Annotated in this window: 13 protein-coding genes; 4 read left to right on the top strand and 9 right to left on the bottom strand. The window is 38.2% G+C overall.

Annotated features, from left to right (window positions below):
* Positions 1 to 18 precede the first annotated feature (18 nt).
* The 3 genes from C0430_RS10295 to C0430_RS10285 all read left to right on the top strand — a co-directional run bounded on the left by C0430_RS10295 (position 19) and on the right by C0430_RS10285 (position 3,621).
* Complete coding sequence (locus tag C0430_RS10295; protein ID WP_290869302.1) at positions 19 to 1,200, top strand: aspartate aminotransferase family protein; 1,182 nt, start codon at positions 19 to 21, stop codon at positions 1,198 to 1,200.
* Positions 1,201 to 1,385: 185 nt separating this feature from the next.
* Positions 1,386 to 2,780 carry a tetratricopeptide repeat protein gene (locus C0430_RS10290; protein ID WP_290869299.1) on the top strand — a complete coding sequence of 465 codons (1,395 nt, stop codon included), beginning with the start codon at positions 1,386 to 1,388 and terminating at the stop codon, positions 2,778 to 2,780.
* 91 nt (positions 2,781 to 2,871) lie between these two features.
* Positions 2,872 to 3,621 (top strand): shikimate dehydrogenase, encoded by a 750-nt coding sequence (locus tag C0430_RS10285; RefSeq protein ID WP_290869296.1) that lies wholly within the window; start codon positions 2,872 to 2,874, stop codon positions 3,619 to 3,621.
* A gap of 46 nt (positions 3,622 to 3,667) precedes the next feature.
* Here the strand turns inward: C0430_RS10285 and C0430_RS10280 are convergent, their stop codons facing one another.
* The 4 genes from C0430_RS10280 to C0430_RS10265 form a co-directional block, all read right to left on the bottom strand.
* On the bottom strand, positions 3,668 to 4,132 hold the full coding sequence (locus C0430_RS10280; RefSeq protein WP_290869293.1) for a GNAT family N-acetyltransferase: 465 nt from the start codon (positions 4,130 to 4,132) through the stop codon (positions 3,668 to 3,670).
* A gap of 4 nt (positions 4,133 to 4,136) precedes the next feature.
* A complete protein-coding gene (locus tag C0430_RS10275) occupies positions 4,137 to 5,087 on the bottom strand; it encodes a TIGR01212 family radical SAM protein (RefSeq protein WP_290869290.1) in 951 nt (316 codons plus the stop codon).
* Between the two features lie 72 nt (positions 5,088 to 5,159).
* The gene (locus C0430_RS10270) at positions 5,160 to 6,209 is read right to left on the bottom strand and encodes an alkaline phosphatase D family protein (RefSeq protein WP_290869286.1); all 1,050 of its coding nucleotides are present in this window, start codon (positions 6,207 to 6,209) and stop codon (positions 5,160 to 5,162) included.
* Positions 6,210 to 6,212: 3 nt separating this feature from the next.
* Positions 6,213 to 6,740, bottom strand: a complete 528-nt coding sequence (locus C0430_RS10265; RefSeq protein ID WP_290869283.1) for a GNAT family N-acetyltransferase — start codon at positions 6,738 to 6,740, stop codon at positions 6,213 to 6,215.
* Between the two features lie 120 nt (positions 6,741 to 6,860).
* On the opposite strand from C0430_RS10265, the gene yaaA reads away from it, so the two are divergent.
* Positions 6,861 to 7,619 carry a peroxide stress protein YaaA gene (gene yaaA / locus C0430_RS10260; RefSeq protein ID WP_290869280.1) on the top strand — a complete coding sequence of 253 codons (759 nt, stop codon included), beginning with the start codon at positions 6,861 to 6,863 and terminating at the stop codon, positions 7,617 to 7,619.
* Between the two features lie 179 nt (positions 7,620 to 7,798).
* Here the strand turns inward: yaaA and C0430_RS10255 are convergent, their stop codons facing one another.
* The 5 genes from C0430_RS10255 to C0430_RS10235 all read right to left on the bottom strand — a co-directional run bounded on the left by C0430_RS10255 (position 7,799) and on the right by C0430_RS10235 (position 14,298).
* Positions 7,799 to 9,175, bottom strand: a complete 1,377-nt coding sequence (locus C0430_RS10255) for a DUF6794 domain-containing protein (RefSeq protein ID WP_290869278.1) — start codon at positions 9,173 to 9,175, stop codon at positions 7,799 to 7,801.
* Positions 9,176 to 9,477: 302 nt separating this feature from the next.
* Complete coding sequence (locus C0430_RS10250; protein WP_290869275.1) at positions 9,478 to 11,070, bottom strand: MDR family MFS transporter; 1,593 nt, start codon at positions 11,068 to 11,070, stop codon at positions 9,478 to 9,480.
* 192 nt (positions 11,071 to 11,262) lie between these two features.
* Positions 11,263 to 12,342, bottom strand: a complete 1,080-nt coding sequence (locus tag C0430_RS10245; protein WP_290869271.1) for an HlyD family secretion protein — start codon at positions 12,340 to 12,342, stop codon at positions 11,263 to 11,265.
* Between the two features lie 11 nt (positions 12,343 to 12,353).
* Positions 12,354 to 13,679, bottom strand: coding sequence for a TolC family protein (locus C0430_RS10240; RefSeq protein ID WP_290869268.1), 1,326 nt, complete (start codon positions 13,677 to 13,679; stop codon positions 12,354 to 12,356).
* Complete coding sequence (locus C0430_RS10235) at positions 13,669 to 14,298, bottom strand: TetR family transcriptional regulator (protein ID WP_290869357.1); 630 nt, start codon at positions 14,296 to 14,298, stop codon at positions 13,669 to 13,671. The genes C0430_RS10240 and C0430_RS10235 overlap by 11 nt, the downstream gene beginning before the upstream one ends.
* Positions 14,299 to 14,494 lie beyond the last annotated feature (196 nt).

Raw genomic sequence — 14,494 nt, 5'->3', positions numbered from 1 at the left:
GGTTAAAAAAAATAAAACGTGGACAACGATTTCATAAAATACCAAGCCCAAACTTCGCCCTATCCATTGGGAATGGAAGTTTCGCACGCCAAAGGCTCTTATATTTTTGATACCAACAACAAAAAATACCTGGATTTTGTAGCTGGCGTTTCGGCTTGCACGCTCGGACACCAACCGCCAAGAGTCAATCAGGCGATAAAAGACCAATTGGACAAATATTCGCACGTGATGGTTTATGGCGAATATTCGCAAAGTCCAGCCGTCGAGTTTTGCAAATTGATGGCTTCACTCTTGCCAAAACCCTTGGACAAAACCTATTTGGTCAATTCCGGAACCGAAGCCATCGAAGGAGCCTTGAAACTCGCCCGAAGAACAACAGGAAGAAGCCAATTGATTTCTTGCCACAACGCTTATCACGGCAACACGATGGGTTCGATGAGCGTGATGGGATTTGAGGAACGCAAACGCATTTTTCGTCCGTTGATTCCCGATGTCGATTTCATCACCTTCAACAACGAAGCCGATTTAGAAAAAATTACCACCAAAACCGCCGGAATTATTCTCGAAACCATTCAAGGAGGTGCAGGATTCATTGAGCCTCACAATAATTTTCTAAAAAAAGTCCGTGAACGTTGTACCGAAGTGGGCGCGATAATGATTCTCGACGAAATCCAACCGGGTTTTGGGCGAACGGGCAAACTTTTTGGATTCCAAAACTACGATGTCGTTCCCGATATTGTCGTTATGGGCAAAGGAATGGGAGGCGGAATGCCCGTGGGGGCTTTCACGGCTTCCTCGGAAATGATGGATTTGTTGAGTCACGATCCCAAACTGGGCCACATCACCACTTTTGGTGGACATCCTGTCATTGCGGCAGCCAGTTTGGCCACTTTGCAGGAAATTACAGAGACTAATTTGATGGAAGAAGCTTTAGAGAAAGAAAAGCTCTTTAGATCACTTTTGGTACACCCTTTGATAAAAGATATTCGAGGAAAAGGATTAATGTTGGCCGCGATGACGGAAAGCGCCGAGATTACGAATGAAGTGATTCTGAAATGCCAAGACAAAGGATTGATTCTATTTTGGCTTTTATTCGAAGGATGCGCCATCCGAATTACGCCACCATTAACCATTTCGGAAGACGAAATTCGAGAAGGTTGCGCGATAATGATTGAAGTGATGAATGAAATAATGATTTAAGAATGAAGAGTAGCGATTTTTGATTTCAGATGTCGAGCCTCGTTTCAAAATCAAAAAGCTGCAATCGTTAATCTAAAATCACAATTCAACTTGTTAATTAAATTGTTTACAACAATTCCAACATTTCCTCATAATAACACATAGGTTGCCTAATTTTATTTTGGGCAAACTCAAAAAATATAAGTATGCAATTAAGCAACGAGGAAGAAGAATACAACTTATCCCTATCCAAATTTGAGTCGATGTTGAAAACCAACAAAGTGCTCTTTTTTGACTCCGAAGAATTTGAAGAAATCATACTTCATTACCTCGATATGGGAAAAGCCAATTTGGCTAAAAAAGCTTTAAAATTAGCATTGGAACAACACCCAAAATCAACTGGATTAAAACTGGTCCAAGTAGAAATGCTGATTTATGACGACAAACTGGAACAAGCCGAAAAGCTGCTCAACGAGTTGTTCGCCATCGAACCCAACAACGAAGAAATCTACATTCAAAAAGCCAACATTTGTTCCAAAAGAGACCAACACGAAAAAGCGGTCGAATTGCTAAAAATAGCTTTGGAATATACAGATGACTACGCCGATGTCTATAATTTAATAGGGATGGAATACCTGTTTATGGATAATCTTGAAATGGCCAAAGAAAGCTTCATCAAATGTTTGGAAGAAGATTTTGAAGACCAATCCGCCTTGTACAACGTGGTATATTGTTTTGAATTTTTGGACCAAAATCAAGAAGCCATCACTTATTTGAATCACTATATCGACAAAAATCCATACAGCGAAATCGCTTGGCATCAAATGGGTCGCTTGTATTATGGCGTGAAAGAATATGAAAATGCCATCCGCGCTTTTGATTATGCCACGCTTATCGACGACGAATTCTTGGGTGCTTTCATGGAAAGAGCCAAGGCTTTGGAGCGATTAAAAAAATACGAAGAAGCCATCGAAAGTTACAACCGAACCATCGAATTGGACGATGCCACTTCGTATGCTTTGCTTCGAATAGGAAAATGTTACGAAAAATTGGGCAACAAAGTCGAAGCCTTGAAATACTTCAACAAAACGGTTCACGAAGATCCACTTTTGGACAAAGGCTGGATTGCTATCACCGATTTTTACGTTCGCCAAAAAAACTTCCAAAAAGCCTTGTTTTTTGTCAACAAAGCCTTGGCCATCGACAATCAAAATCGTTTGTACTGGAAACGATATGCCACGATAAACAAACAAATGAACTTCTTTGAAGAAGCGGAATTTGGCTATCGAAAAGCAGTAGAATATGGTGATTACGCATTGGACACTTGGTTGTTTTGGGTTGACATTCTACAGTTTTTGGGAGAATTCGAAAGTGCCATTCAAACGTTGTTGCAAGCTTCGGAATATTTTCCGGAAGAGAACGAAGTCGAATACCGTTTGGCGGGATTGTATTTCATGATTCAAGACACGACCAAGGCCAAATTTCATTTGAGCAATGCCTTGCGCCTGAATTTTGACAATTACATCATTCTCGAAGATTTGTTTCCCGTGGTTTGGACTCGAAAAATGGTGCAGAACTACATTGCCAAACATAAAAAATAAGTAACTCTATTTAACCACAAATTTCACAAATTTTCACAAATTAATTAGTGGAAATTCGTGAAATTTGTGCTTTAACAAACTACATACAAAAATGCTGGATACAATACGCAAACGCTTTGGTTTATTGGGACGCAACATCAGTTATTCCTTTTCGAAAGGGTATTTTACGGATAAATTCAACAACGAGAATTTCGAAGGTTGCACTTACGAGAATTTCGACATTCCAGAAATAACGGCTTTCCCCGAAATCATCAAAAACACGCCAGACCTGAAAGGAATGAACGTGACCATTCCGTATAAGGAAGTCGTGATTCCGTATTTGGACAAACTATCGAAAAAAGCGACCGAAATTGGCGCCGTAAATACCATAAAATTCACCAAAAAAGGAAAACTGAAAGGTTACAACACGGACTATTACGGCTTCATGAAATCACTGGAACCCTTGTTGCTACCGCATCACAAAAAAGCCTTGATTTTGGGAACTGGCGGTGCCTCCAAAGGCGTGGCTTATGCCTTGAAGGAATTGGGTATTTTGTACACTTTTGTTTCCCGAGAAGCCAAGGAAGGCATTATCGATTACAACCGAATCAACGCCACCACTTTTGACAATTACCAAATCATCATCAACTCCTCGCCAGTGGGAACAAGTCCAAATATCGATGCTTTCCCATTGATTCCTTACGAATATTTCACGGACAAACACATTGCCTACGACCTGATTTACAATCCAGCCGAAACCCAATTTCTTAAAAAAGCGGCAGCAAGAGGCGCACAAACCAAAAACGGCCAGGACATGCTCGTTTTTCAGGCAGAAAAGGCTTGGAAGATTTGGAATAAATAGGAAGTGTTGACTAGATTGTTAAAAAAATGAATAACAAAAAGCGTCGCTAGCTAGTTTGGGCATACAATTCCTTCTCAAAACAAACACTGTTTTCGACACCTTCATACTTCCCAAAATTTGGAATTATTTTGTACTGATTCTTTTTATAAAGGGCGATGGCTTCGAGTTGGTTTTTCCCAGTTTCCAAAATACATTTTTTAATGCCGAGTTCTTTGCACCAAGTTTCCAATGCGGATAAAATTGTAGAGGCAATTCCTTGTCCCCTTTTTTCTAAAGTGACGAACATTCGCTTCACTTCCATCACGTCTTCAGCGTAGACCCTTAATGCGCCGCAACCAATGGGTTCGTCTTGGTCATAAGCAACAACGGCATAATTTAGCGTGTTGGTTTTGTTTAAATTGGCATAAAATAAATGTTCCTCTCCGTCGCGTTCCTGTAATTCAAGGTCCAATAATTTTACCAATTCTTGAAAATTGGGGTCGTCAGAATTTGTTCTTTTAATGGTAATCATCAGGTTATTTGGTAATATAAACCGAACCTTGCACAATTCCCCTGCGTTCAATTTCTTTTTCGATATAGGTTTGAATCTGGGTTTTTTTCAAGCCCCAATTAGGAGCGATGAGCAAATCCCAATCGGAAATGCCGAAGAGTCGCTGGATGACGATGTCGGGACGCAACATCGGAATTAATTCGCAAAGCAAATCGGTGTATTCTTCTAAACTGAAGAGTTTGAAAGGTTCTCTCTTGTATTTGACACCCATAATCGAACCTTCGACGATGTGCAAATGGTGGAATTTTACGAATTTGATTTGCGGAAAACGGTTGATTTCGTGAACATAATTCAGCATCATTTCCCGAGTTTCCCAAGGAAAACCAAAAATGGTGTGCACACACAAATCGATGGGACTGTCTTGGAACAATTCGACTGCGGCGACAAATTCGGCGTGGCTGCAACCCCGGTTGATTTGCTCCAAAGTTTCGTCATAAATTGATTCCATTCCCATTTCCAAATCGACGTCCAATCGGTCGCAATAACTTTCCAGTAAAGCCACTTTTTCAGCATCGATGCAATCCGGGCGGGTTCCCACGGAAAAACCAACCACTTCATCAGAGTTGATGGACAAAGCTCCGTCGTACATCGTTTTCAAAAGTGAAACCGGCGCATACGTATTGGTGTTGGGCTGGAAATAGACAATGAATTTTTCGGCTTTGTAGTGGTTTTTGGCGCGTTCCATTCCGTCCAGCAACTGCGATTTCATCGTCAATGCGGTTCTGGAAATTTCGGGCGTGAACGAATCGACATTGCAGTAAGTGCAACCGCCAAAGCCCTTGCTTCCGTCTCGGTTCGGGCAGGAAAATCCGCCATCGACAATAACTTTGTAGACGCGCTGGCCGTTGTATTTTTCACGCAAGTGCGCGCCGTAATTATTGTATCCTTTGGAGTTTAAATCTGGTGTTGTGTTCATTGTTCAAAAATACAAAATCCGATTCACAAGAATTGAGATTGCATTTTTAAATTGGCAAAAAATTAGAAAATCCTACTTTTTAAAGCTGATTTCATCCAGTCCAATGGTGTATTCTGCTCGTTGGTTGTCGTTGTTATCCCAAATTTCCATTTTTATTTGGGGTATTTTCTTGTTCCAGTCTATGGTAAGCAGTCCAAAATGGTTTTCCATAACCGGACCTTCAATACGGTTGTTGTTGGGCGTTGCAAAATGCCAAGTAGAGGAAAGTCCACTAGAGGTAACATCATAAATAGGGTATAAACCAGGCACGGTAAGTTTTGATATTTCAGCATAATGCACGTCACCGGTTAGGAATAAAACTCCGTTGGCTCTCGTTTTTTTGATTAAATCCAAAAACTTTTTTTGTTCGAGCGGAAAGTTTGGCCAACCTTCATAACCATTGTATTCAATTGCAAATTGGGAGCCGGAACCAATCAGCCTCAAGTCTGCCGGTTTTTTTAATTCTGATTCCAGCCATTTCCATTGTGTTGCACCAAGATATGTGGAATCTGCTTCTTGTTGGACAGCATAATCCAATGGATAAAAATATCTTTTGTCATTGGCAACTTCATCTTTATATTTTCTATAATCGTCTCTAAATGTGCGATTGTCAAGCAAGATTATTTGTAGTTTTTTGCCATTGGTTTCATACATGTACGAGGTATAAATGCCTTCGTGTTTTCGTCTTTCGGAATCTTTTGGTTCATTGAAGAATTTCAAGAATATTTCTTTCGATTCGGCCTTGAAGGGATAATGTCTTCCGGCATCATTCCAACCGAAATCGTGATCGTCCCAAGTGGCAATGATGGGTATGTTTTTCTTCAAATTCTGGAAGGTGGGCTTTGCCGCCAATTTATTGTATTTGGCTTGAAGCGTATCCATACTTTTGGTGTCTCCATAAATGTTGTCGCCAAGAAACACGAATAAATCCGGCTGGTGTTTTACCACAAGGTCAAAAATAGGCAAAGGATGATTTTCATGTGCACAAGAACCAAACGCAATTTTTGAGATATTTTTTTGCGCAAAACTGTTGAAGGAAATCAGTAATACGACGATTATGACCAAGTGTTTTTTGCTGTTCATTTTTTATTTTTTATTTGTTTCGAGTCGCATCAGCAAGTCGGTTTGGATATCGTTTCCCAAAGTAAAAACATGTTTGTCAAATTCGACAAAACCATTTTTGGAATAAAATTGAAGCGCTCGATGATTTTCTTCCCAAACGCCTAACCAAAGATACTCAACTCCGGTTTCTTGTCCTATTTTTAGGGCTTCGTCAAGTAATAATTGCCCTATTTTTTTTCCGTGAAATGCTTTTAAAACATAAATTCGATGGATTTCCATTGCTTTTTCATTATATATTTCAGTTTGGGCTTTTCCAAAATTTAGTTTCAAATAACCAACAGGTTCCGATTCTAAAAGGGCAAGATAAAATGCCGATTCCGGATTGTTTATTTCTGATGTCAATTGTGCTGAATTGAAATTATCCCGAACGTAATTCTCCATGTTTTCGGGTGTGTTTACCTCCGCAAAAGTTTCGATAAAAGTTTGTTTGCTGATTTTTTGGATGATTTCAAGATCGGAAATGGTTGCTTTTTTGATTATAATCGGACTCATAAAAGTATTGCAGGTTTTATTCATATTTCATCCAAAAATACATAAATAAAATGAGAGACAATTTTTCGTTTTCGGATTTTCAATTTGTATTTTTGAAGTCTTTTAAAACCCATTCAAAAAATGAAAATTATCATTTCGCCAGCCAAATCCTTGAACTTCGAGAAAGCATTGCCCACTACTGATTTTTCCGATTCTTTGTTCTTGAAAGAGTCGCGTCAAGTCCACAAAGTGTTGAAGCAAAAATCGCCCAAAGAACTTTCGGAACTAATGGATATTTCGGATAAATTGGCCGATTTGAATTGGCAACGCAACCAAGATTGGAAAACGCCTTTCACACCCGAAAATGCGCGTCCGGCCGTTTTTGCTTTTGATGGCGATGTTTATACCGGTTTGGATGCCTATTCGATTCCAACCGAGAAATTGGCGGTTTTACAAGACCGTTTGCGAATTTTGTCGGGTTTGTACGGACTCCTCAAACCCTTGGATTTGATTCAGGCGTACCGATTGGAAATGGGGACCAAATTGCCCATTGGCGAAAGCAAAAACCTGTACGAATTTTGGAAGCCCGTTATCGCCAAGGCCTTGAACAAGGAACTTCACAAAGGTGAATTGTTCGTCAATTTGGCGAGCAACGAATATTTCTCGGCCGTGGATGTCAAAGCCTTGAAAGTGCCCGTAATCACGCCGGAATTCAAGGATTACAAAGACAGAAAACTCAAGATAATCAGTTTTTTTGCCAAGAAGGCGAGGGGCTTGATGGTGCGTTACATCATAGACACGAATGCCGAAACCATCGAAGACTTGAAAGGTTTTGACTATGAAGGCTATCGATTTGACGCCAATTTGTCGAAAGGAAACCAGTTGGTTTTTACGAGGTAGAGTATCAAGATTTTAGTATTAAGAATTAAGACAGTTTGTTTGTAGGCTTGATTTTACTTGTTTTTTTATCATAGAATGTAAAGCATTACTTCATTTAAAAAAAATCATTGTTTTTAAAGGTAATGTGGTCAAAAATAGTTGGGTGTTTTGAAAATAGACACAAATGTCGATTAGCATTTTTATTTATTTGGATTTTGTTTTTCCCATATTTTCCAGGCATTTTTATCTCCTTTCAACCAAATAATGTATTGATTAATAATTGTTCCTGAAATTACATCATTTCCAGATGTCTCTTTTCCGATGCTTTTGTCGTTAAAGTATTTTAAGAGTCGAGAACCACCATTAATTCCCCAATTGTTTCTAATCCACATTCCTAATCTACCCATGTGTGAGTTAAATTCCCAAGAATCCTTTGTTTCAATTAATTGCTTTTTAATTTCGAAATTTAGAATACGGTCTAATTCTGTTAAGCATTCATATAGATTTTTAGGTATATATATGTTGTCTATTTTTTCAAGAGTAAGGCGTTTTTTGAATTCTTCCTTTCTTCTTTCTTTTTCTTTAAGGGTTTCTTTTTCTGCGATTTTGTCATCATAGCTGCGATATCCTCCAAAAAAATATTTTAGATGAATTTTGTCAACTTCTCGAGGAATAAAGTCTGTTTTGAATGTGGTAGTTGTTATATAATCTTCAATAAGTTTTTTATTGAATACTGGATCGGTTTCTAAATTTTCAATTTCAAACTTTCCTTTTCGATCCATATAACCACTTAATTCAATTCTGAAAAGTTTGTATTTGTGAAAAGTTGAATCATTTATAGAAATGAATTTTAAATCAGCCATTTTACTTATACTTGCAGAAAGTTTCTCATTATCTTTTGAGTTTTGAATATCTATTACATATTTATAAGGATATTTATAGTAAGAGATTCGGCTTTTAATTGGCTCAATATTTTTGATTTTTGGATATATGGAATCAAAATCAATTTTTGTACCTATAATTTTTCCTTTATCTAAATCATAAAGTGTTATTTTTTTTCTGGAGTCAATTAAATATATTGTGTCATTCTTATTGAAAACAAAACTTTTATCCAGAAAAATATCTTTTTCTGAAACTGTTTTTTTATACTGTTTAATTGTAGAATTGAAACTTTCAAATATTTGAAATTGATTGTCATAGAATAGATTGCACTTTTCTTTGTTTTTATCGCAGTTTATAAATTCCTCAGTTGTATATGTTTTCTCCAATCTACCGTCGATATAATAAGTGATGTTTTTATTTTCTAATCCATTTTCATAGATGTAATTTGTGAGATATATGATTTTTCTTCCGTCATTACTAATTGCAGTGAAAAATGGATTTCCTTCATAAATGTCAAACGACCGCTTCACTTTATAAAATTTTTTTCTAACTCCTGTGCTGTCATATTCTTGAGTATATGACACAAAAGATTCTCCTTTCAAATTTGGGAATTCATTATCATAGGAAATTGATAATAATTTAAATTTTCCATTGGATGAGTAGGTTTCTGATATTGGAACAACTTCCGATGACATTTGTGAATAAACATTATTAAATAAAAAAATAGAGTAGAAGAGTATAAAGTAATTTTTTTTCATTTGTATTTGTCGGATTTTTATAAAATACCATATATTTATATAGTATAAAATGGCTCTAATTTACTTTAATTCTGGGCAACGGAATTTAATATATGCCATATTATTTGCTCCTTCCAAATATAGAAAATATAATCACAACCCTACAAAAAAGTTCCGAATCTCACTTATGAAATAGTGAAATCAGGAACTTTTTTAATCAGATTCTCCAATCTAAATTCTAAAATCTGCAATCTAAAATCTTAGTGCATTGCTTCGGAAATATCCACTTTGTGTTTTCCTTTTTTGATTAAAAGAATTACCGGGATGCAACACAAAAACAGGATTCCCAAATAGAGGAAAATATCCATATAGGACAAGACCGTGCTTTGTTTCAGAACGGAATAATCCAGTGCTTGATAGGCTTTTTGGAGCGATTCGTTGCTACTGAAACCTTTCGACATAAAATTTCTTTGCATTCCCAAGATTCGTTGTTGCACTTGGTATTTGCTCGGGTCAAGATTGGCAATTAAATCAACCCTGTGTTCTTGGGTAAAACGCGTGATGAAGGTGGTAATGATGGCTATACCAAAAGAACCTCCCAATTGGCGCATCATTCCCGTAAAAGCGGCACCTTCGCCAATGTGTTTTCCTTTTAGGGTCGAAAGCGAAAGCGTAGTGATGGGCACGAAAAGCAATCCCAATCCAATTCCTCTTAGAATCAATGGCCAAAATAAATGTTCGACACCAGTGTCGGGCGTCATATTGTTGTACATCAATAAAGTGAAGAAGAAAAAGATTAAAAATCCAACTGCCACCATATAGCCTTGCGGCACTCCTTTTTGGATTAACGTCCCCACAATTGGCATCATCATAGCCGTGGTTATCGAACCTGGAATCAACAATAATCCTGCATCGGTTGCCGTCCAGCCTAAAATGGCTTGGGTGTAAATGGGGATAATCAAGGTGGAACCATACAAGCCAAAACCGAGAATGAAACACATAACGGTTCCTATTCGGAGGTTACCATCTTTGAGAACGCTCAAATTCACGATGGGATGTTTGTAGGTGAGTTCCCTCCAAATAAAAAGAATCAAACCAAAAACCGTCACGACACTCAAACTAGTAATCAAGGAATCATTGAACCAATCGTCTTGTTGTCCGTGTTCCAAAACGAATTGCAAGGAACCAATGAAAGTGGCCAATAATCCAATTCCCCACCAATCGACCTGATTTGATTTCAATTTTTCACCATATTTAGGACTTCTCACGAAAGAAATGGCCAAAATTGTGGCAATGATCCCCAACGGAATATTGATGTAAAAAATGTAAGGCCAAGAATAATGATCGACCAAATATCCTCCCAATGGTGGACCCAATGTAGGTCCCACAATTACTCCCATTCCGTAAATAGCTTGTGCCATTCCACGTTTGGCAACGGGATAACTTTCGGTAATAATGGTTTGGGCAGTTACCAACAAGGCGCCACCACCAATACCTTGCACGAATCTGAAGGCGACCAATTCCCAAATATTTGTGGCATTTCCGCAAAGAAAGGAACAAACCGTAAAAAGAATGATGGAGGCCACGAAATAATTGCGTCGTCCAAATTGTTGCGACAACCAACTCGTCATTGGAATCACGATTACGTTGGCAATGGCATAAGCGGTAATTACCCAAGCCACGTCGGTCAAGGTAGCGCCAAGACTCCCTCGCATATCGGTTAGCGCCACGTTCACAATGGTCGTATCCACGATTTCCAATAGCGCACAAAGCACTGCCGTAATCGTGATGATGACGCGTCGGTATCCGTATTCAACTAAATCGTCGTCTGCTGCTACTGCTGCTTTTTTCATTTGTATAATTATAAGATTGGATATTTAGACAACTTATAATCTGTGTGTCTAAAATGACTATATGAATCTTTTTTTTGCCACTGATTTGCTGCGCCTGTTCGCTATCGCTCGGGTCACTGATTTTCACAGATTTTATAGTTATGGTTAAAATCCGTGAAAATCTTTTTAATCTGTGGCTAATAATCTGAAATATTACTTCAAATGTACATCCACATCCACGTTCATTCCAGGACGCAATAATTTCACTTTTTCAGGATCGTTTGTCGTGTCTAGACTGATTTTTACCGGCAATCTTTGGATGGTTTTTACGAAGTTTCCAGTGGCATTATCCGGTGGCAACAAAGAAAAACGAGAACCTGTTGCTGGCGAAAAAGAAGTCACGATTCCCTGGAATTCATAATCAGGGTAAGCATCCACTTTTAAGCCCACTTTTTGACCCACAACCATTTTGTCCAATTGGGTTTCCTTGAAATTGGCCACTACCCAAGCTTCGGTGTTGTTGATGATGTAAAACAAGGATTGTCCTGCCTGAACCAATTGTCCGGGTTGGATATCCACTTTGGAAACCTGTCCGTCGATGGCGGCCGTAACCACGGTGTAAGTCAGGTTTAATTTAGCCACGTCCAACAAAGTTTGGGCTCTCTTGATATTGGCTGCAGCCACTTCAGTTTGTTTGTCCGAAGCTTTTGATTTGGATTCAATCACCGATTTTTGGTAAGAACTTGCTCTTTGTTGTTGTTCCAAAACACGCACCTGATTTTCGGCTTCTTCCTTGGCAGTCAAGGCTTGTTCGTATTGTTGTTTGGTAATCGTGTGTGTTTTGTACAAATTGTTGTAACGGTTGTAATCGCTGGTAATTTGTTTCAACCTGATTTTGGCACTTTCGATAGAACCGCTTGCCGATTTCATATTGGCATCCGAAACCGAAATACTGGCATTGGCACTTCCAATATCGGCTTTGGCGGCTTCAAATTGGCTTTCGGCAGCAACCAAGGCGGCGGCAGCTTCGTCAATTTTCAATTGGTAATCTCTTTGGTCAATGGTGAACAAAGTATCTCCTTTTTTTACAAAATCATTGTCTTTTACATAAACCTTGCTGATATATCCGGGAACTCTCGGGATAATCGGGTTCATTTTTTTCTCGATTTGGGCATCATCGGTATGTTCGTGGGACAAAGAGTGAATGTATTTGTACGTTCCATAAGTACCTCCTATTAGTACCAATGCGCTTAGTATGATGATGAATTTTTTATTTGTTTTTTTCTTTTCCATGGGAGGTTATATTATATTTTTGAAAGATTGAAAGTTTGGGATAATTGTCCTGTTGCCGAAAGCAATTCGTAATATTTTTGAATAACATTGGCTCTTGCCAAAGCGTTGTTAATTTTTGAACCCAGTTGTTCCACGTCGGCTTCGAGTAAATCATTGGTGTTCGAAAGACCGTTGTCGTATTTGTCTTTTACGATGCGGTAATTTTCCAAGGATTGCGTTGCCGCTTCTATGTAAACTTCTTTTTGTTTTAGGGCCAGGTCATATTCTTCAATCGCTTTTTTGACTTGAACCTTGATGTTGTCGGTCAGGATTTCTTTGTAGTTTTTGGTTTCCTGCGATTTGCTTTCTGCCATTTTTATGGATGAATTGTGTTTTAGGATGCCACTCAAATCATAAGAAACGCCTACGCCAAAATTTATCGCATTTTGAACTGTAATCACGTTTTCCAATGCCAAATTAGCATAGCCTCCCACCAACGAAACAGATGGATAATAGGCACTTTTTGCCATTTTGATGTTGGCTTCACTCGCTTTTTCTTGATAGTCAACGGCTTTTAAATCTTTGCGGTTTTCCAATGCCAATTTTTCATCCTTTGGAACATTGTTCGTCTGGAAATTGACAAAATCGCTTTCGTTGATTTTTAGTTTTGTTTCCGATGGCAATTTCAAAAGGGAAACCAAATAATAATTGACCACGTTCAGGTTCTTGTTTATGTCGTCTATGGACAATTGGATTTTCGAAACCTGTAATTGCGCTTTCAACAAGTCGTTTCTGGGAATGATGCCGTTTTTTTCCATTTCGGTAAAATCCTTAACACGCTGTTCGGCTTGTTTTTGATTGTCTTTCAACAGTTCCAAAGTTTTTTGGGCCTTGTACAAGCTGGCATAATAATTCACTACGCGCATCGCAATTTCTTCTTTGGTTTGCAAAGCATTTGCCGTTTCGGCTTGGTACAAATTCTCCGAAATCTTGATGTTGTTTTGTGTTTTGAAACCGGCAAAAACAGGAAGACTGGCACTTAATTGTCCAATCAACAACTGGTTTCCGGACGGGAAACCTGTTCCCGATCCACTTTCTCCAAATTTAATGTCAACATTGGGTTCCAAAAAATGCTGGTATTGTCCCGAAAGTTTCAAATCGGGATATTGACTGTTCTTTTTGGACTGTAATTCGTATTTTGATGAATTTACTTTGGAATCGGCCAAGCTCACTTCGTTGCTTTTCGTCCAAGCCAAATGAACGGCTTCGTCGAGTGTCAAACTAGTTCTTTCTTGTGCATTGGAAGCTGTTGCTCCAATGAAGTAAATTCCCAAAAGTAATAAATGATTAATTTTCATGTATCAAAAGGGCTTTAATGGTTTGTTGAATGTGTTTTGTTAAATCGGTTTTTACGTAATTATCGTAATCTTCATCCGTTTTCAAGTCCAAAATTTCCTCGAAAAAAGGTTTGTTCATATTGAAATGGAAATAAGTTCCCAAAATCGTTGGCGTGAGCAACGGGATAATCACGTCTTTTCTGAAAACGCCCTTGGCTTGGCCTTCTTGAATGATGAGTTCCATCGATTTTAAGTTGGCTTTCTTGATTTCGGAAAAAGACTGGATTTCCAATGCCTTTTTTTTGGAAGCCAATTCAAAATGCAGGATGCGGTAAATTCCCTTGTTGCAATTGATTCGATTCACGTAAAGTGCAATCAGTTTGTTTATTTTGTCTAAAGGTTCCAGGTTTTCGTCTATCAAATGGAACAGTTGTTCTTTGAGTCCCGAGGTTTTAAACAAGATCAAGGATTCCAATAGTTTTTCCTTGCTTCCAAAGTAATACGAAACCATGGCAATATTGATTTTTGCCACTTTTGAAATATCCCGAATCGAAGTTCCATCAAATCCTTTCTCGGCAAATAGCGTTTCGGCTACATTGAGAATTTGAATTTGTTTGTCGTTTAAATCGTTTTTCACTATTTTTTGATTTTAAAAGGCGACAAAATTAAACAACTGTTTAAATTAAACAACTGTTTAATTTTTGTTTAACATTTTTTTAACAATTTGATAAAATGATTTTAGGCAATGACAAGAAAGCGCGCGCTTTATTTGTGAAGGAATTTATCGGGTAATGCCGGAAATTTTTTTTAGAGGATTCAAACTTGTCGTATCTTTG

It is taken from the genome of Flavobacterium sp., assembly GCF_013823965.1.
Lineage (GTDB): Bacteria > Bacteroidota > Bacteroidia > Flavobacteriales > Flavobacteriaceae > Flavobacterium.
The sequence above is the reverse complement of the archived record's forward strand: the minus strand, read 5'-3'. Positions and strand labels throughout refer to the sequence as shown.